Below are 17,751 nucleotides of genomic sequence, written 5' to 3'. Positions count from 1 at the left end.
AAACACGCAACTTCACCGATTCGGAAGCTACGTGAAATACTTAATTAGGTTGGTGTCAGCATGTCAGAGGTTCAAAAACCCGTCTACGGCGGGCAGGCAGTCGTTGAAGGTGTAATGTTCGGCGGTAAACGCCATACAGTCACGGCAGTCCGCCGTAAAGATTCAACGATCGCTTATTACCGTCTCCCTAGAAAGGCCAGCCCTGCCATGGACCGATTAAAAAAGATCCCCTTCCTCCGGGGCATTGTTGCTCTGATCCAATCGAGCGCAACTGGTTCAAAGCATCTAAACTTTTCATCTGAACAGTATGAAGAAGAGAAGGAAAATGATGCCAGTACGGAGAAAATAGAAAAAGAGACATCTAAACTGAGTTTGTGGCTGGGTGTCGCTGTGGTTGGAGTGCTTTCTTTCCTCTTCGGAAAACTGCTTTTCACCTTGATCCCTGTATTTCTCGCGGAATTCACTAAACCGATATTCAAGAGTGATACTTCCCAGATTCTGATTGAAGGCCTTTTCAAGCTAATCCTTCTTTTAGTTTATATTTATCTCGTTTCATTGACACCATTAGTCAAACGCGTTTTTCAGTATCATGGAGCCGAACATAAAGTCATAAACTGTTATGAAAGCGGCAAAGAACTGACAGTGGCAAATGTCCAGGCAAGCTCCAGGCTTCATTATCGCTGCGGAAGCAGTTTTATCCTGTTCACCGTAATTGTCGGGGTATTCGTATATATGCTCGTTCCTGTCGACCCTCTTTGGGTGCGGGTCGTAAACCGGGTTCTGCTGATTCCTGTCGTACTGGGTATTTCGTTCGAAGTTCTTCAGCTGACAAATAAAGTAAGGGATATTCCTGTTCTTCGTTTTCTCGGCTATCCTGGATTATGGCTCCAGCTATTAACCACAAAAGAGCCCGATGACAGTCAGGTAGAAGTTGCTTTGGCTTCGTTCAATGAACTGCTCAGCCTCGAAAAAAAACAGCGAGAAGGTTTAGGAGCAGAAGATATAGTGTAAAAAAATAACAGAGGATACAGAATTCAAGAATATTTATACTGAATGGGTTTAAAATAAGGTAAAAATGCTTAAGATGCTCTTAAGGAGGTGTCTTTGTGAATCGTTCTTTATCATATCTGATGTTTGGGATCATTACCCTCGGAATCCTCGGAATTACCATGAGCCTCGTATCCAACCCAATCGGATTTTTCAGGAATATCCTGATAGGCGCAGCAGTGATAGGGGTTATTTATATGATTTATACCCGATTAACAAATGCCGGACCCGATAAAAAAGAGCAAAGGTCTTTCAAAAAAGCGGCCAGACAGTCCAAAAAGCGCCACAAAAGCCGTTCAGCCAAAACAAAAGAAAGCAATGTGGCCAGTTTCTCCAGCGCTAAATCGAAGAAGAGACCCATTTCAAGACGAAAATCTGATGTTCAGTTAACTGTTATAGAAGGAAAAAAAAACAAAAAGAGAAATCGGGCCTCCTTTTAAAGGTCCGATTTCTCTTTTTGTTCATTCAATATCCCCATTTTTTCAAAAACTCCATCGTATGAAGTCTTCCAATTTGGAGCAATTCTTCCCGCTTTTCGTCATTCACTAAAAAGTCAGTGGCAGAGACACCCTTAACCGGGAGGAAAACGATATTTTTCACATGCCGTTTGGAAATATACCGAGAGTCATGAGCGTCCTTCATCGTCCTGAATAAGGCGGTAAACATTTCAACCGCATTTCGGATTCTTTGAGGCTCAGCATAATCTTCGCCCGTCAGTTTCAATCCGATAACAGGTCTCACCTTTTTCCCTTCAGGTGAATCGAACAGCCACATTGGAAAGTTGCTTAAGATTCCGCCGTCAATGAATATATTCTCGCCGCGCTTCCCCTTCAGTCTTACCGGCTCAAAAAAGTAAGGAATGCCGCAGCTCATCCTCACTGCCTTAGCTACAGGGAAATTCTTTGGATTAATCTGATACTGAACAAGATCATCAGGCAGGACCACAAGCTTGCCATTCGTAATATCTGAAGCAATTACACGCAGGGAATGATCCGGAATATCCTTAAAGGTTACGACCCCTCGTGCACGGAGCTTCTCATGAATCCATTTTTCCAGAGCATCCCCTTTATATAGGCCCAGTTTCCAATACATCATCAGCCATTTAGCGAAGGGAAAAGGCAAGAAAGGCCGCTTATCAAGGAAATCACCAATGTCTAAATCTTCCAGAATATGTTCAATTTCTTTCCCGGAGTAGCCCGCCATTATGAAGGCCGCTACGATCGATCCGGCGCTTGATCCGGCTATTCGCTGAAAAGTGAAACCCTTTTCTTCCAAAACCTGTACAGCGCCTACCATCGCAAACCCCTTGACCCCTCCTCCAGAAAAAACCCCGTCTATGATCACTTCCCCACCCCTATTCCGGCCTACTACATTTTTAAGCTGCACATACCGGAATTATGACTTTTTTAGGAAGGGACTCTCTTGAGGATATAAAGGCATACTGGCTCCAATATTTTTTTAATAATAGAACATGCTATACATAAGCACGTACAGAAAGGAGCAAATCATTTGGCAAAAAAAAAGGATCATACGTATACAGCGAACGGCCGCGACAAACAGGCCGTCACAATCCAGACCGACAATCAGTACCCGAATAAGAAATTTATTCCCGGTGATTCAATCGATGAATATACCGACTTAAAAGATGCCAATCAATATATAGCGGAAAAGGAAATAGGTCAGCAAATGGAAAATCAGTAAACCGTACAGCTATAAAAGACTATGCCATCTGGCATCGAAATTCAACTGGTGCTAGGTGGCTGAGCCATTTTTGAAAGCGTTGATAGTTATGAAAATAAATAGAGTTTTCTATAGCCAAGAATTAACTCCTTTATAGAAGCGGCGTTTCTTACGAATGATGGATTGTACACTGAGCTATGCATTAATCAATACATTTTTTTAGGATTCACAAAGAAGCCTCGTTCTTGTAAAGCAATTTTCATACGAGGATAGCCATATTCCTTATGTTCTTGATGAATAGGTAAATCTGTTGTTTTAATGATTTTTCTTTTTTCGCGCGGCTTGACTGCCCCCCCATTTTTCACCCATTTGTAGTAACCAGAATGCTGTATCCCCGCCATTTCAGCTAACCAAGTAATGAGGTAAAGCTCCTTCATGGAATCAATGAGTTGATATCGATTGGATTAACTCGGTATACCTCCTCCTCTTACAGATTTGGATATTGCTTTTTTAAATATTCGACCTGGTTTTGTAATAGATTATAAGATAAATTTCACTTCTGCCATCTGCTAATTTCCATTGTGTCGTTTCAAATACGGTTTGATCCCAACTGTATCATCATTTACTTTATGAAGAATCCGCCATTTGGAAAGATCAAGTATATCTGGCTTCGCATATCTTGATTGCTCTTGTCGATTTTTTAATACTTTCAGAAAAAAAAGACATTAAAAAGGAAGCACGCTGCCCCAATCTTGTAACACTTTATGCAAATCGGGTAGTGCGTGCATGTGTAATCTCTAAAAGATTATGGCGATGGAACAGCTCGACTTATGGATTAGACATTTGTCACAGCAGCAAATCTTCTTTACTAAATTAAAAAAGCTTTCATTCATTTAAAGCCATTTTGTATAAGTATCCTTTGCTTTAACTAATTAACGATAAGACCCATTCTTTTATATCTACCATTCGTAAATATGCTGGTGTTGAACGTGTACCTGTTATAATCAAAGGTACTAAAGAATCTTGTTGGTGCAATCCTCCATGGCTAGCCCCTCCTACGTGGGTAGGTGAGCCTTCACCAATAAATTCATAGCCTGGTTTAGCACTGACTATGATGAAATTCCCTTCATGTGAATGTAAGCTGCTATATAATCGGCCCAACGCATCTGGATAGTCACCGTAGAGAATTTGATTGTCATTTACAGTAATATCTAATAGTCCATGATCCCCTTCAACAAACCATGTCTGGTTATATATATCAATCAATTCTCCACCTTTTCGATAATGAAGTTCTCCTTTTTTTCCACCAGACTTGACCTTAATAGTTGCCCCTTCCAGCCATGCAATCACGTCAATTCGTTTATCATTATCTAGCTCTTGTATAAGCTTATTTATAGGTAACGTGTTTGTATCTAATGTGTAAATATATGACATACGTTCATTTACGGCAAGCACAATCTGATCTTTTTGTTGAATCCCTTTCTTTAGTTTCATAATTCGATATGCCCCTAGCATTTTCTTAAGATCGATTAAAGCCACTTTACGTTCAGACTCAATCCAAGCTTGTCCATTATCCCCTATTGTAATCCATATATTGTTCTGTAATGCTTCTTCCCATGAATCATATGCATTAAGAATCTTTTGTAAATGTTGATCGACTTTTTCAATTCCTTTTACATCCATACGTCCATGTTTATGAACACTTTGATCAAGATCAGGAAAGTAGGCAATCGTAAAGGAAGGAAGTTGATTTTTGTTAATTAAATAAGTTAATTCCTGAACTGAAGAAGAACTGTTAAACCCGAGCCTTTGCCAAAGTCGTTGATACCGTTTAGATCGACTTATGTTTTTTAATGAACCATAGGTAAAAACTTTAGCGCCTAATGTTGAACGGTCTTTTTGAATAGAAGTAAACCATGTTAATAATTTTGGCAATTTATAAGAGTGGGATGTATTCCCTCGATACACGAGTGCGTTAATCGAAGCCGACTCTTTACCTTTGTCCTCTAACTCCTCATGTATGGTTTTTACTCCCTTACTGATATGATTACCATTCATGTGAAATAAGATATCTTCCAGAGATCGACTAAGACCAAGTTTCCATAATTCACGAATATGACTACCATAATTTATGAGACGATTTTCTTTTTTATTGAACCAAACTAGTCCGGGTAAATGGTGGTCATTACAATAGGTACCAGTAAGTATTGTTGTGTCAACATTAACAGACATTGTTGGAAAAGGACTGACAACATCTGAAAAGTACATGCCGTTCTCCATTAAATACTTGAATGCTGGTGCTCGATTATTTTTAATGGCCTCATGTAGGGGTGGGTCCATTAATGTATCAATAACAAGCATAATGACTGGTTTTGATTTTTGAACACTTTTTTCTTGTGAAGATGTCATTAAATCATCCTTCCACCTATTTATTGAACCAGCATTTCAAATCTTCACTGACATACTGAAGACTGTTTTATTTATTTTTCCATTAAACAAATTTTTTATGTCTTGTTTTTGATACATATATAAAGAAACAACAGGATCTTAACTAGACGATGCTTGTTTAAGAGGGAATTTTATGTATCTAGAAAAGAAGATATATTTAATGAACTTTAAAGTATTTAAATCAATCAATGTTCTGGAATTTGTTCTCCCATTGACTTGCTGATGATATTGATATCGAAAAAAGACTCGTTTTGTATTTATTTATGGGTTAAAAAATGATTCTTACAAAAAGTATCTTGCAACGCGGGGATATCTGTAGGGGTAACTTTGTTTATTAACACTTTGATTAAATTGACAGAGAGGAACCAGGAACGAACCAATAATATTTGGGATGGTGTTTGGTCCTTTTGTTTAAATGAATTCATTCTTAACCTAGCAGAAAATTCCATTCCTTATTAACTCATTTTTTGTAAATATTAGGATTTTTTCTCTTTTAATCGATTGAAAAATTCTTTTTTCTTAACAGATTGTTATGTAGTTTTGAGAAGGTTAGCAGTACAATGATAGAGCCTATTAATGTTAACGACATATCCCATTGTGCATCCCAAATATCACCTTGTGTTCCTAAAAAGTCCTTTGAAGCTTTTCCGCCTTTTGAAATTATTGTAGCTAACCATTCTATAATTTCATATAAGGAGGCAATAGTAAGTGCAAAACTTAATGTGACAGCCCATAACCACGGCCCTTTTTTAAGCGGGGTTTTACGTATTACTATTTCTCTAATCACAATCGCATATAAACCTTTTAGAAAATGCCCAAACCGATCATATTGGTTCCGGTTTAGATCGTAATGATCTTTTATCCAATTAAATAGAGGAACTTTTGAGTAAGTATAATGGGCGCCGATGAACATAGTAATAGATAGAATTGCAATAATAATATAGGATAAAGTGGTGAGGCGAAACTTATTATATGTGGCTATTAAGATGATCAATAACACACCCGCAGGAAGGACTTCCATTGTCCATATCAAGTATCCTTCCGGCTGAATAACTGACCAAATAAAAACTGCAGTAACTAACGATAGTAATACTAAATGAATTTTTTTAGTTTGATCTTTTCCCAATTTTTTCACTCCATTAGATTTATGATATTTTCAATTGTAAAAGACAGAAATAACTACATTGCACTTTAATGGATCGGATTATGTAATCAAAAGAATCAAACAGTATGTGTATGGATAAAATGCTTAATCCATTTAAGTCATTTGCTGCTTGGGAAGGGATTTGGCTTTGCATGGTCATTGAACTTTAATTCCGCACATGCAATTTTGCAAGTGATATTCCTAAAGAATCTTTTGCTTTACATATTTATCCCTTATTCATTCCACTTATTACAATGCCTCCAAGAGCCCTATCTGCACAACACAGCAAATATTCCAATACGATAGAGCCATCGATTGAATATCGCATATGATTGCTTTTTTAATTTTCAAATGATCCAACAGATGTTTAATATCTTCTCTAATCAGGGGATAAATCACTGGCAGTCTTGATACTGACTGCTTCCATGACCTCTAATATTAAAAGGAATAACATTAAATTCTTGGGATAATTCCTTAACTTGGTATTTGAAATTCACACTGTTAGTACAGGAGGATGAATAAAAACCAATAGGAATACCTTTTCCCTTTAAGAATAATCCAAGTAAATACCATTCACATCTAACATTGGCATGAATATTCACTTCACTAATCTTAAATTTTTGCTAAAGTCCTCAATCATTCTTTATTCAGAAAGGTTTCAATATGTTTTGCTTTTAAATCCCTTATAGGAAAAAAAGAAAAGTGCTTTTATGACAAGCGACTTGGATTTAGATAGGGAGGTATGGAAAAGTAAAATTCCTATACCGTTTTTTTCTTATTATTTATCCCTTTAATTTAATTTTTTGGTATTAGGTCAATAAAGTAGACACAATTTTTTAGATTTATTTCACCTACCGCGCTTACGCTTGGTGGCCTCTTCCTTCAAGTACAGAATGCATTCTGTACTTGAAGGAAGAGGAAAAGTTGAGTTTTGGCTTAATTCGCAATCTTATCAAAGTACATACGTTCGTATTCGGATGGGGAAAAATAACCATTTGCAGAGTGTATTCTTTTTGAGTTATAGAATATCTCGATATATTCATAGATTTCCTTTTTCGCTTGTTCTCTAGTCTTGTATTTAGTCAAATAAATTAGTTCTTTCTTCAATACACTGTGAAAAGATTCAATACAAGCGTTGTCGTAACAGTTTCCTTTTCTGCTCATGCTTACATCGATCTTGTAGGCGGCTAATTGCTTTTGGTAATCTTTCGAACAATATTGACTTCCACAGTCTGAATGATGAAGAACAGATCCGAGCGGCCGTTGCTGGCGATTATAAGCCCGGTCCAAAGCGTTGATAACCAAGTCTTTTGTCATTGTTTTATCGACGGACCAGCCTACAATTTTACGGGAAAACAAATCCATTACACTCGCCAGATAAAGCCATCCTTCTGATGTGGGAACATAAGTGATATCAGCCACCCATACTTTATTTGGCTCATCAACTTTAAACTCTTGATTGAGCTTGTTTTCATAGACTGGGAGTGTGTGTTTTGAGTTCGTCGTCGCTTTATATTTTTTTACAGTCTTTGATCGAAGATCCTCTTCTTTCATGATTCGAGCTACTGTTTTTTGACAAACCGGTATCCCTTTTTTCTCTAGGTCTTTCGCTATCTTCGGACTTCCATAAAGTCCTCTGGATTCCAAATAGGATTTATGAACATGCTTAACCAGGGTCTTATGGCGTTTGGTTTTTTCACTTTCAGGGCGGTCCACCCATTTATGATATCCGCTTCGTGAAACATTCATAACGTTGCACATCTTCTCCACACGGAACTTGAAGCGATTCTCGAAGATAAATGAGAAAATTACCGATGGTCTTTCGCGAAGAAGTGCATAGCCTTTTTTAAGATGGCATTCTCCTCTTCCAAATCACGGAGACGTTTTTGCATGGCTTTTAATTGTTGGTTTTCCGTCATGTTTGGAAGGGCAGCTTCTATAAACTCTTCACCGTATTTCTTTTTCCAATTGTGAATAGTATTTGGGTTGATATCCAGATCCCTGGCCGTCTGGGCAACTGATTTGTTTTGTTCAATCATCATTTGGACTGTGCTTCTTTTGAAATCTTCATCAAATGTTTGTCTGCTCATTTGGACACCTCTTATTATTAGTTATTTTAATAATAAACTGTGTCTACTTTTGAGTCTAACATCATTTCCTTTATATCATTTTTTTATTACTAATTGTTTTGGTAACAAACACCTTGAATTTTTAAGGTGTTTTGACCCAAGATATTAAGGTTAAGGAAATGAACAAACATTTAATAAAATGAGGTGATATAAATGAAAACAAACATGGATAAAATCTTACCGATTTTCGCTTCAGTTGGAGTAGGTATTGCTGCTTATCAAATGTTGAGTGGGAATGGCGGAAAAATGAAAAATATGATGCCACTTGGCTCTAACATGATGGGGATGGGAACTGGCATGCAAGGACAGAATAACAACAGTCTGGAAATCAATAACGCATATAAAAACCGAGTTTCCTAATTAAAGTAATTCCTTCTAATCCATATATAATCCCCCTTCCATGCCAGAGGTACGGTGAGGGGGTTCTAATTTATTTCAAGAAATAGGTTGCAATAACCGGTCGAAGGTGTAATACAATGAAATCATTCAAAATGGTTCATTCCTTACCTATTCGATGGCCTAGCTATTATAGATGTAACTATTCCAATCATACAAATCGTTAATCCAGAAAAAAGAAAAGCTTTTAACTCTAACATTTTAAACGCCAATGTTACAATTAGACCATCTATCATGAAAATAACGACCCCAATATTTACGGACATAGCTTTCGATATAAATTGAGCTAACAAGTCGGTTCCTCCGGTACTTGCTTCATATCGAAGCATGATTCCTACTCCGATTCCAATCAATCCTCCTCCTATTAACACACTCGGAAAAACAGAAAGAGAAAATTGGTTTCTTAAAGGGGCCAGCCAATCAATGAACACAGAAGCAGCAATTAAACCGAGAAAGCTATTAAAAAAGAATGTTCTTTCATGGATCCAGGCGAATATACACAGAGGGATGCTTAAAAGGAATATCGCTAAACCTGTTGGAAATTCAAAGTAATAATGGATGATGAGGGCAATGCCTGTAATCCCTCCATCTAATAATTGATGGGGAACTAAAAAGCAATTTATTCCGATACTCAATAATAGACTGCCTATAAGAATAGCCGTGATTTTCTGAAGAATGTGCATCACCTTTTTTCATGGGTTTATAACTAATATATGTACAAGCATATGATTACAGAATGAGGCTGAGATTTGTAATTAGGTGAATGCAGCCTTTTTAAAAAAGGGCGTGACAAGTTGAATTTCCCTATAGTCTATATATACATATAAAACCTCCTTAGTTTGACAACTCTTTGAGTGAGTCTTAGGAGGCATTTATCTGCCTCCTATTTCAAATTTATCTGATGGGAATGGTTTCTTCCCATGATCAACTCGATCCTGATTCAATTCTTCTTGAAGTTTAGCTTCATATGCCCGAGTCTCTTTACGAACTATCTTCTTTTCGAATTTACGTTTATTCGCACTTGCTTTAACATGTGTTGAATCGATGAAGACATGGTCAGCACTTAGTAGTCCTTTATCTGCAATTTCTTTAAGAATTCGATAGAAAATCTGTTCGAAGATATCCGTATCTTGGAAACGACGTTCATAATTTTTACCGAAGGTAGAAAAGTGCGGTACTTCTGAATGAAATCCAAACCCTAAAAACCAACGATACGCCATATTTGTTTCAATTTCTCTTATTGTTTGACGCATTGAACGAATTCCAAATACATATTGAACAAATGTCATTTTAATGAATACGACTGGATCAACACTAGGTCGACCTAATGTTGAATACAGTGATTCAACTAGTGGATAGATGAAAGAAAAATCAATCGCTGATTCAAGCTTTCTGACCAAATGATCCTGTGGTACAAGTTGCTCTATTGTAATCATTTCCATTTGATCACGTTCACTTATTTGATTTTTTGTCATCATATCCATTCACCTCAGACATTTATTTAGAAAGGAGTTGATTGTAGTGCAGGCGGCGACTCCTGCGGGAAAAGCGTGAAGGCCGATACCCCGCAGGAGCAAAGCGACGAGGAGGATTGGGCCACGCCCGCGGAAAGCGTCCGCCGAAACGAAAATCAACTTACACTATTTCAAAAACTATTACTATTATTTTAAAAGAAAAAAGCCTGTAGGCAAACTCGAAATTTCGAGTTTGTCTACAGGCTGTTAGGAGGCATTTATCTGCCTCCTATATTTTTGGAACTATTTAAATTTAAATAACCCATGAACTTAAAAAACTGATCATACAATCAACTTTTTAAAATATGCGTAACGTTATCAATTGCTTTTTGTAGTTTTTCACTGTTTTTTTCATATATCTGCTTAGCTTCTTTATTTTCTGTTCCTAGCGCAAAGAGTTCTAAGTCTGCTTGGCATTTTTTCATAGTCGAAAGAAGTAAAGGCCTTTCTTGAGGAGACGGTACTTGCAATATATCATCAAAAAGATCCACCGTCAGTTCTCCATAAGAATTTATTTGTCCAAGAAAGACATTTTCAATGGTGACTCCTAATTTTTCTAATTCAGTGTGTAACCAACCTCGACTTCGACCAATCGTCGCAAGTGGTTCATCCAATATTTCCCCATCCATTATGACGGTCTGAGGCTCTTTGACTGAAGCAACCACCAAGTTTAAATCCTTTGCCGTTAATGGCTGGTTCTCTTTCTTTAACATAACGGATAAATCTCCGGTTGCCTCTAATACCGCAAATTCCACATCAGACACCTGAAAAGCATCCTTCTTTCGAAGTAATGCTAACAATTCATCCGTTGTATATCTTTCCTTCTTCAAGTTATCTTCCATGATTTTTCCATCTTTGATAAAAACCGTTCCTTTCCCTTCTACAAGGTCCCGAACCATTTTGCTTTTCAAAGAAAGGATTCCAACTATAAAAGGTAGTGCGGCAGTGGTAACAATCCCTATAACCCCCACTAAAATACTTCGTTCAAGACCCGTAATAACTTCCGCCCCAATACTACCTATGGTTATACCAACCACATACTCAAAGTAAGAAAGTTGAGATAGTTGCTTTTTACCTAGCAATTTAGTTACTAAAAAAAGGATAATGAGAAACAACAAAGCCCTCAAAAATACATCTAACCAATCAGGCATTACATAACACCTCCTATATACTTTATTTTAAAACCCTTTATACTGGAATTCCTCCCTCTCCAATTCTCCCACCCTTTTTTTCAAATCTGTGACTACTTCGTTCACTACCATCATCGTTTCATGTAAGGTTTGTTTCGATTCGTTATCTTGTGTACGTAAGGCTAAACTGGATAGACTAGCTTCTACGCCTTTTAGGCTGGCAAGACATTGCTTTACTTCCGATCCGATGGTCATCTTACATCCTCCTTATCCCTTTGGTTTAAAAATCAAAGCTCCTAACATGCCGAAAATAATGGCAGATGAAATGCCAGAACTTGTCACTTCGAACATCCCTGTAAGTACGCCGACTAACCCGTGTTTTTCAGCTTCTTGCATGGCCCCGTGTACAAGTGAATTCCCAAAGCTTGTAATAGGAACAGTAGCCCCTGCCCCAGCAAAATCAATTAAGGGTTCATATAAACCTACCCCATCTAAAATAGCCCCTATTACGACAAGGGTACTTAGCGTATGTCCCGGTGTCAGTTTAAACACATCAAACATAATTTGCCCAATGACACAAATCAAACCACCTATAACAAAAGCCCAAAAATAGATCATGTCTATTGTTCACCCCCGTATTCAATCGATACCGCATGGGCGATACAAGGAATCGTTTCATTTTGCTGAAAGGATAGGGGGGATAATAAGGCCCCTGTTGCCACCACTAACATTCTTTTAAATTCACCTTTTTTCATTCGGTTTAATAAATGACCATAGACAACTGTTGCTGAACACCCCGCACCACTACCTCCTGCCAAAACCGGTTGCCCTTCCCGATAAATCATTAATCCGCAGTCCTGATACTGGTTTTCACTAATAGGGGTTCCATGCTTTTTAAATAAATCCAGGGACACTTCATGGCCAATCTGGCCAAGATCCCCGGTGACAATTAAATCGTAATAAGATGGATCAATATTCCTTTCCTTTAAATGAGCTTCAATGGTATCAACTGCAGCTGGAGCCATCGCCCCTCCCATATTAAATGGATCCGTCAATCCCATATCGATGACACGGCCAATGGTTGCAGACGTGACACGTGGCCCTTCCCCGGTATTACTTAATAAAGCCGCACCAGCACCTGTCACGGTCCATTGCGCAGTAGGTGGTTTTTGTCCACCGTATTCCGTTGGATAACGAAATTGTTTTTCAACGGCTGTATCATGACTGGAAGCTCCTGTTAACAAATATTGGGCTCCGTTTGTATTGACAATATAGGCCCCTAAAGCTAATCCTTCCATCGAGGTAGAACAGGCACCAAACAACCCAAAATAAGGGGCACCAATTGTTCGGCATGCGAAACTAGTCGGAGTAATCTGATTGATTAGATCTCCTGCCAGGAGAAACTGAACCTGTTCCTTTTGAATTCCGCCTTTTTCCATGGCTTTTTGACAAGCTTCTTCAAAAAAGATTTTATGAGCCTTTTCATAAGAATCCTGTCCAAGCCATAAATCAGTATGCAAAAGATCAAAATCTTTCGCGATAGCTCCATCTGCTTCAAATGGCCCTCCCACTGTACCTGTAGAAATAATCACGGGCTTTTGTTCGAAGACCCATGTACGATGACCTTCTAACATTACAAACCACCCCACTGTACAAGAATTGTTTTAATCAAGGCAATGACAAACGCAGAAAAGACGCCAAATAGAATCACCGATCCTGCAAGTTTAAACATATTACCGCCTACCCCTAATACCAACCCTTCGGTTCGGTGTTCAATCGCTGCAGAAATGACGGCATTGCCGAAACCAGTAACCGGTACAGCCGTCCCAGCCCCTCCAAATTGAGCCATACGATCATAGACCCCGAAACCTGTAAGAAGCATCGTAATAAAAACTAAAGTCCCTACGGTTGGATTTCCAGCTGTTTGGTCCGTAAAATCAAAATAATTAATATAAAACGCAGAAATGAGCTGCCCGATCAGACAAATAAGGCCCCCTGTTAAAAATGCTTTTATGCAATTTTTAACGACTGGTCTCTTTGTTTCCCGGTGTTTTTGAATACCTTGATATTCTTGTTGAACTGGTGTCAATTGTTTCTTTTGTTTATTCGACATGGTCCGACCCCTCTTTCTCCTTAGGTTTCTTCTTTCATCAGACTTTTGATTTTATTAAAATCCTTTTCTAATTCCTTCCTATTGGTGTTATCCTTTTGGATTTTTTGTTCTAATTGATCAAGTTCCAAATACATTTTTGAATCGGTCGAAACCAAGATTTTATGATCCGGATAGTCTTTTTCCAAGTCTGATTTCACGTGCTTTTCGATTTTCTTTAATTGAAAACGCTCAAAGTTTTCGACTTTGATCGCTATCAATAGCTCTTTATCCGTATTCACAGCCTTCACATCTGAAATGTCTTCCTCTTTGATGACCTTCTTTTTTGCTTGATTCGCCATGGATTGATTGATTGGCTTGCTTGTATGTACCTGTGAAATACTTAAATCCTCATGGTCCTCACCAGATTGTTTTTGATTACAACCTGAACCTAATCCGATAACAGTTAGTAATAAAAGAAACATGATGAATTGGTTTATTTTATCTTTCATGAGATCACCCTTTATTTATTATCTTGAGGTAAAAAAGGTTGGTTAACACTCAACCAACCTTCCTTCCCTAGCTTTTACATTATTGTTGTTTGTATTGGGGTTCTTCTTGTTCGACTTGTTGAATACGTGGTTCAATGGTGTCTACAACGGATTGAGTTTGTTTAGCAGCATCTTGGTAAAGTTGCTTTGCTTGTTCGTTGTCTGTACCAAGTGAAAAGGTTTCGAAGCTAGCCTGTGCACTTTTCAAACCTGCAAGAGTGGTCTTAAGGTCATTGATTACTGTCATGAATAACGCCTCCTTGTTTTTAATAAATTACTTTTTTAGAATGGCGAAAACAGAACTTTATATACATTCAAAATTTATCCATATTTTATATCCAAAACCCGTCATCAGAAGAAATTAAAAATAAATGACAAAATATAAAAGAGCAACCGTTTTATATTTACACGGTTGCTCTTTTTATTGTTATAAACGATTCCAAACTCTTTTTAAATCCAATGGGACGAATACTTTATCCCCATGTATTTCCTTATGTATGATGGGTTGTGAAAAGCATGGATCTACACTTAGCCCTTCTGTTTTATGCCTAGCTGGATTTATTCCTAAAAAATGTTTAAAGTCTTCGGGTAACTGCATAACATTAGCTCCTTTCCCCTTTTTTATTTTTTATAAAGAACAATTCTTAATATATCCATTAAGAATATTTTTATTGCTATTTTTATCAAATGAATCAATTCTTAGTAGATATTTTGAGCATAAAGCTAAGAACTTCAGAATCCATTTTAAAAAATTATGAACATCGATGTTGATTTAACCAGCCCTGATTTCATTTAGCCGGGTTTTGGAAACAAATAGAGTGCAAAATCTGAATGCCTTGCCTTACCGGGGTGACTCCCATCCACTGCTATAAAACATCATCGTGAAATTCTCTGTGATTGAAGATAAAGTTGATGCAGTAAAATTTGATTGTATAAAAAAGGTTGAAAGGGAGAAGGTAATATTGCAAGTAAAAAACCAATAGAGAGGACGATAAAAATGAATCATAATTGGTTAAGACTATTAACAGTTGTTTTTCTTTCTGCCACGATGTTAATGGGATGTAATAATACAGATGGGGATAATGATCCAGCTCCTCCTGATACAGAGGAACCAATTGAAGATCCTAACGATGCAACAGATCCGGATAATACAGATGAAAATAAAGATGATGAAGCTGATTTAGTTCCTGATTCAGAAGATCCAGATGATGATGAAGCTGATTTAGTTCCTGATTCAGAAGAACCAATTGAAGATCCTAAAGATGTAAACGACCCAGATAATACAGATGAATAATAATTTAAATAGATAAACAGCAATATGTTTTAATACCGTTTGTTTTCAAACGGTATTTTTTTTATGCTTCAAATTGAACTTTATTATATATCTAAAAAAGTTTACTTTTCCAAGGGGATAAATCTTTATCCCCAGTATTTGGAGACTACTTCTGTATGGAGAGTTACAGAGCTAAAATAATTAATAATAATACGAATAAAGGGGGTATGCCAATGGATAGTACGGATAAGGAATATATGGATAAGGATAATATCTATATCTACTCAATAATGCTCCAGCCAATAATCCAACTAATACTCCTCCAAAAAAGGGGCTAACAAACTAATTGGCCTAGTGACAGGGTAGCTGCTCTAGTCCGCAGGATTTCTTCTAATAAAGTAATTAATTGTTAAATAAGGCAATAGAAAAGAAATGACAATAGGAAAAAACAAAAATAAACCCATTGAAATTACCATGCGAGTCTAATTCATCGCAATAAACCTCTGCTTCAATAAAACAATTCCTCATATCAGCCTCATTATCCAATTCACCGAGAATATCATACACAGTCTTTTCTAAGGCATCGACAGTTGTATAGGGGATGTAGATTATATACTCGTTAGCTATGATCTCCATTTTTGTAATTATCTTTTAGGAACTGTTCGATACTTCTCTTACCTTCCCTTTACCACGTATTCGCAGCCCCATTCTTAAAATTATTTAGGGCGTCTCATGAGAAAAGGTCTATCTAAACAATTCATTCGTATTCCAAACGTATACTCGCTACATAGTTTGTATATGTTAAGAAAAAACAAGGGAGGAATTTTAGTTGGAGTGGAATTTTTATCTATACTTGTTAAATACGTTCTTTATGTTATTCATAGCAATTTGGGAAGTTCGTCGGCCAGCCAAAGCTTTGAATTGGATAGTAATCGTCCTTGTTTTGCCTGTCATTGGTTTCTTACTATATCTTAGCATATCAAATCCCAAGCTTATTCATCGTAAAAGATTGACCTCTTCTCATAATGAGTCTAATAAGTTACCTGATACATATGGTGATTCAGCATCGATAATCGCCGATGCTTTAAGGTATTTTACTGTAGGCGGGCTTCGAGTCGGCAAAGTCCAAGTACTAAACAATGGAATAGCAAAATATGAACAACTTATCGAATCCCTACAAAAAGCCAAAAAAACCATTGATCTGGAATATTTCATCTATCGGAATGACCATATTGGTAATCGCATCACAGAACTGCTGATCGAAAAAGCAGTAAATGGAGTGCGGGTTCGTTTTATTAGAGATGGTTGGGGGGAGTAAAAAATTTCCGCGTCAAAAAATTCTTCAGATGGTGGAAGCAGGGATAGAATGTCGGACAATATTTCCTTTAAGCTTTCCCTGGATTTTGTCCAATTGGAATTATCGGGATCATTGTAAGATTGTCACGATTGACAGAAAGGAATCCTTTACTGGCGGTATGAACGTTGGGTATGAATATACAGGATTAAAGCCAGACGTAGGATTTTGGAGGGACACTCATTTGCAAATTTTAGGGGAAGCAACAGGCGACTTGCAGACTATCTTCGACGTTCATTGGAATATCGCTGTACCAGAACGGATAAAGTCAAAAACAAAATCTGAAGCAACGAAAAAGCCCACTAAAATCCCAAAATATAAATCAAAGGAAATCAATCCAACCGGCAGCATAGATCTTTCAAGATGGTCTGCCGAATTAGGATCTGAGTTATGGCCTATAGAAGGTAAAACAGACAATACCCAAACAAAGACAGGAGGATTGCAAAAAGCATACATCCATACGTTGGAAGGAAACCCTGGAATTCCTACACCAGTTATTCGGCAAGCTTACTTTATATGTATAACACAAGCGACCAAAACAATTGATATAACAACGCCCTACTTTATACCAGAAACAGATATTATTATGGCATTAAAGACAGCTGTGGCTCGTGGTGTACGCGTAAGATTACTTGTTCCTCGCCATATTGATCAAAAAATCGTGGGCTTTGCAAGTCGTACCTATTACGGGGAACTTATAGAAGCTGGGGTCCAAATCTACCAGTACGATAAAGGAATGTTACATGCGAAACTGATGATCATTGATGAGGAAATTGCAGAAGTAGGCGCAGCAAACTATGATATGAGAAGTTTTCGCCTGAATTATGAAGTGTGTCAAGTCGTGTACAGTGCTGATGTGGCAAGGGAACTCACAGAGCAGTTCGAGAGGGATCTTACTGATTCTGTATCATTAAGAATTGAAGACTTGTTGCAACGATCCCTGACCGAGCGCATTGTTGAACAGGGTTCTCGCCTGCTTTCTCCATTATTATAAGT

20 protein-coding genes and 2 pseudogenes are annotated in these 17,751 nt (G+C 37.5%); 6 read left to right on the top strand and 16 right to left on the bottom strand.

The window, feature by feature from the left end; genetic code table 11:
* Positions 1 to 60: 60 nt before the first annotated feature.
* Positions 61 to 1,011, top strand: a complete 951-nt coding sequence (locus tag BQ4305_RS08895) for a DUF1385 domain-containing protein (RefSeq protein ID WP_110927462.1) — start codon at positions 61 to 63, stop codon at positions 1,009 to 1,011.
* Positions 1,012 to 1,106: 95 nt separating this feature from the next.
* Positions 1,107 to 1,487 carry an SA1362 family protein gene (locus BQ4305_RS08890; protein WP_110927461.1) on the top strand — a complete coding sequence of 127 codons (381 nt, stop codon included), beginning with the start codon at positions 1,107 to 1,109 and terminating at the stop codon, positions 1,485 to 1,487.
* Positions 1,488 to 1,512: 25 nt separating this feature from the next.
* Here the strand turns inward: BQ4305_RS08890 and BQ4305_RS08885 are convergent, their stop codons facing one another.
* On the bottom strand, positions 1,513 to 2,391 hold the full coding sequence (locus BQ4305_RS08885; RefSeq protein WP_110927460.1) for a patatin-like phospholipase family protein: 879 nt from the start codon (positions 2,389 to 2,391) through the stop codon (positions 1,513 to 1,515).
* Positions 2,392 to 2,556: 165 nt separating this feature from the next.
* On the opposite strand from BQ4305_RS08885, the gene BQ4305_RS08880 reads away from it, so the two are divergent.
* Complete coding sequence (locus BQ4305_RS08880; RefSeq protein WP_110927459.1) at positions 2,557 to 2,748, top strand: hypothetical protein; 192 nt, start codon at positions 2,557 to 2,559, stop codon at positions 2,746 to 2,748.
* A 19-nt stretch (positions 2,749 to 2,767) separates the two neighbouring features.
* On the opposite strand, the gene BQ4305_RS22255 is transcribed toward BQ4305_RS08880, so the two are convergent.
* The 5 genes from BQ4305_RS22255 to BQ4305_RS08860 all read right to left on the bottom strand — a co-directional run bounded on the left by BQ4305_RS22255 (position 2,768) and on the right by BQ4305_RS08860 (position 8,409).
* On the bottom strand, positions 2,768 to 2,866 hold the full coding sequence (locus BQ4305_RS22255) for an IS3 family transposase (RefSeq protein WP_407640149.1): 99 nt from the start codon (positions 2,864 to 2,866) through the stop codon (positions 2,768 to 2,770).
* 67 nt (positions 2,867 to 2,933) lie between these two features.
* A complete protein-coding gene (locus tag BQ4305_RS08875) occupies positions 2,934 to 3,164 on the bottom strand; it encodes a hypothetical protein (RefSeq protein ID WP_199880632.1) in 231 nt (76 codons plus the stop codon).
* A gap of 487 nt (positions 3,165 to 3,651) precedes the next feature.
* Positions 3,652 to 5,136 carry an alkaline phosphatase family protein gene (locus BQ4305_RS08870; RefSeq protein ID WP_110927457.1) on the bottom strand — a complete coding sequence of 495 codons (1,485 nt, stop codon included), beginning with the start codon at positions 5,134 to 5,136 and terminating at the stop codon, positions 3,652 to 3,654.
* Between the two features lie 532 nt (positions 5,137 to 5,668).
* Positions 5,669 to 6,301, bottom strand: a complete 633-nt coding sequence (locus BQ4305_RS08865) for a DUF2238 domain-containing protein (RefSeq protein ID WP_110927456.1) — start codon at positions 6,299 to 6,301, stop codon at positions 5,669 to 5,671.
* Positions 6,302 to 7,255: 954 nt separating this feature from the next.
* A protein-coding gene (locus BQ4305_RS08860) for an IS3 family transposase (RefSeq protein ID WP_110927455.1) occupies positions 7,256 to 8,409 on the bottom strand; the annotation gives its coding sequence in 2 pieces (ribosomal slippage) (positions 7,256 to 8,157 and positions 8,157 to 8,409; 1,155 coding nt in all).
* A gap of 192 nt (positions 8,410 to 8,601) precedes the next feature.
* On the opposite strand from BQ4305_RS08860, the gene BQ4305_RS08855 reads away from it, so the two are divergent.
* On the top strand, positions 8,602 to 8,808 hold the full coding sequence (locus tag BQ4305_RS08855) for a hypothetical protein (RefSeq protein ID WP_110927454.1): 207 nt from the start codon (positions 8,602 to 8,604) through the stop codon (positions 8,806 to 8,808).
* Between the two features lie 143 nt (positions 8,809 to 8,951).
* Here the strand turns inward: BQ4305_RS08855 and BQ4305_RS08850 are convergent, their stop codons facing one another.
* The 9 genes and pseudogenes from BQ4305_RS08850 to BQ4305_RS08810 form a co-directional block, all read right to left on the bottom strand.
* The gene (locus BQ4305_RS08850; RefSeq protein WP_110927453.1) at positions 8,952 to 9,527 is read right to left on the bottom strand and encodes a YitT family protein; all 576 of its coding nucleotides are present in this window, start codon (positions 9,525 to 9,527) and stop codon (positions 8,952 to 8,954) included.
* A 210-nt stretch (positions 9,528 to 9,737) separates the two neighbouring features.
* Positions 9,738 to 10,322 (bottom strand): annotated as a pseudogene (locus BQ4305_RS08845) (transposase); the annotation flags it as partial.
* 326 nt (positions 10,323 to 10,648) lie between these two features.
* Positions 10,649 to 11,509 carry a DUF421 domain-containing protein gene (locus BQ4305_RS08840; protein WP_110927452.1) on the bottom strand — a complete coding sequence of 287 codons (861 nt, stop codon included), beginning with the start codon at positions 11,507 to 11,509 and terminating at the stop codon, positions 10,649 to 10,651.
* A 27-nt stretch (positions 11,510 to 11,536) separates the two neighbouring features.
* Complete coding sequence (locus BQ4305_RS08835; protein ID WP_063596892.1) at positions 11,537 to 11,743, bottom strand: DUF1657 domain-containing protein; 207 nt, start codon at positions 11,741 to 11,743, stop codon at positions 11,537 to 11,539.
* A 12-nt stretch (positions 11,744 to 11,755) separates the two neighbouring features.
* Positions 11,756 to 12,106 (bottom strand): stage V sporulation protein AE, encoded by a 351-nt coding sequence (gene spoVAE / locus BQ4305_RS08830; RefSeq protein WP_063596893.1) that lies wholly within the window; start codon positions 12,104 to 12,106, stop codon positions 11,756 to 11,758.
* A gap of 2 nt (positions 12,107 to 12,108) precedes the next feature.
* A complete protein-coding gene (gene spoVAD / locus BQ4305_RS08825; protein ID WP_063596894.1) occupies positions 12,109 to 13,122 on the bottom strand; it encodes a stage V sporulation protein AD in 1,014 nt (337 codons plus the stop codon).
* Positions 13,122 to 13,601 (bottom strand): stage V sporulation protein AC, encoded by a 480-nt coding sequence (gene spoVAC / locus BQ4305_RS08820; RefSeq protein ID WP_110927444.1) that lies wholly within the window; start codon positions 13,599 to 13,601, stop codon positions 13,122 to 13,124. The genes spoVAD and spoVAC overlap by 1 nt, the downstream gene beginning before the upstream one ends.
* 20 nt (positions 13,602 to 13,621) lie before the next feature.
* Positions 13,622 to 14,089, bottom strand: coding sequence for a YhcN/YlaJ family sporulation lipoprotein (locus tag BQ4305_RS08815; RefSeq protein ID WP_110927451.1), 468 nt, complete (start codon positions 14,087 to 14,089; stop codon positions 13,622 to 13,624).
* Between the two features lie 79 nt (positions 14,090 to 14,168).
* A complete protein-coding gene (locus BQ4305_RS08810) occupies positions 14,169 to 14,375 on the bottom strand; it encodes a DUF1657 domain-containing protein (protein ID WP_048689175.1) in 207 nt (68 codons plus the stop codon).
* A gap of 750 nt (positions 14,376 to 15,125) precedes the next feature.
* Here BQ4305_RS08810 and BQ4305_RS08805 point away from each other — a divergent pair.
* Positions 15,126 to 15,422, top strand: a complete 297-nt coding sequence (locus tag BQ4305_RS08805) for a hypothetical protein (RefSeq protein WP_048689178.1) — start codon at positions 15,126 to 15,128, stop codon at positions 15,420 to 15,422.
* A 381-nt stretch (positions 15,423 to 15,803) separates the two neighbouring features.
* On the opposite strand, the gene BQ4305_RS08800 is transcribed toward BQ4305_RS08805, so the two are convergent.
* A complete protein-coding gene (locus BQ4305_RS08800; RefSeq protein ID WP_048689180.1) occupies positions 15,804 to 16,037 on the bottom strand; it encodes a hypothetical protein in 234 nt (77 codons plus the stop codon).
* Positions 16,038 to 16,230: 193 nt separating this feature from the next.
* Here BQ4305_RS08800 and BQ4305_RS08795 point away from each other — a divergent pair.
* Positions 16,231 to 17,749: pseudogene (locus BQ4305_RS08795) on the top strand (phospholipase D-like domain-containing protein).
* The last annotated feature ends 2 nt before the right edge of the window (positions 17,750 to 17,751 follow it).

The organism is Bacillus massiliglaciei, assembly GCF_900098925.1.
GTDB lineage: Bacteria > Bacillota > Bacilli > Bacillales > DSM-1321 > Peribacillus > Peribacillus massiliglaciei.
Note: the sequence above shows the minus strand (reverse complement) of the source record. Positions and strands in the feature narration are given on the sequence as shown.

Excerpts from the sequence above, each read along its gene's own strand:
- BQ4305_RS08895 (WP_110927462.1), top strand. The coding sequence starts at position 61 with ATGTCAGAGGTTCAAAAACCCGTCTACGGCGGGCAGGCAGTCGTTGAA.
- BQ4305_RS08875 (WP_199880632.1), bottom strand. The coding sequence starts at position 3,164 with ATGAAGGAGCTTTACCTCATTACTTGGTTAGCTGAAATGGCGGGGATA.
- BQ4305_RS08870 (WP_110927457.1), bottom strand. The coding sequence starts at position 5,136 with ATGACATCTTCACAAGAAAAAAGTGTTCAAAAATCAAAACCAGTCATT.
- BQ4305_RS08855 (WP_110927454.1), top strand. The coding sequence starts at position 8,602 with ATGAAAACAAACATGGATAAAATCTTACCGATTTTCGCTTCAGTTGGA.
- BQ4305_RS08850 (WP_110927453.1), bottom strand. The coding sequence starts at position 9,527 with ATGCACATTCTTCAGAAAATCACGGCTATTCTTATAGGCAGTCTATTA.
- BQ4305_RS08840 (WP_110927452.1), bottom strand. The coding sequence starts at position 11,509 with ATGCCTGATTGGTTAGATGTATTTTTGAGGGCTTTGTTGTTTCTCATT.
- BQ4305_RS08835 (WP_063596892.1), bottom strand. The coding sequence starts at position 11,743 with ATGACCATCGGATCGGAAGTAAAGCAATGTCTTGCCAGCCTAAAAGGC.
- spoVAE (WP_063596893.1), bottom strand. The coding sequence starts at position 12,106 with ATGATCTATTTTTGGGCTTTTGTTATAGGTGGTTTGATTTGTGTCATT.
- spoVAD (WP_063596894.1), bottom strand. The coding sequence starts at position 13,122 with ATGTTAGAAGGTCATCGTACATGGGTCTTCGAACAAAAGCCCGTGATT.
- spoVAC (WP_110927444.1), bottom strand. The coding sequence starts at position 13,601 with ATGTCGAATAAACAAAAGAAACAATTGACACCAGTTCAACAAGAATAT.
- BQ4305_RS08815 (WP_110927451.1), bottom strand. The coding sequence starts at position 14,089 with ATGAAAGATAAAATAAACCAATTCATCATGTTTCTTTTATTACTAACT.
- BQ4305_RS08810 (WP_048689175.1), bottom strand. The coding sequence starts at position 14,375 with ATGACAGTAATCAATGACCTTAAGACCACTCTTGCAGGTTTGAAAAGT.
- BQ4305_RS08805 (WP_048689178.1), top strand. The coding sequence starts at position 15,126 with ATGAATCATAATTGGTTAAGACTATTAACAGTTGTTTTTCTTTCTGCC.
- BQ4305_RS08800 (WP_048689180.1), bottom strand. The coding sequence starts at position 16,037 with ATGGAGATCATAGCTAACGAGTATATAATCTACATCCCCTATACAACT.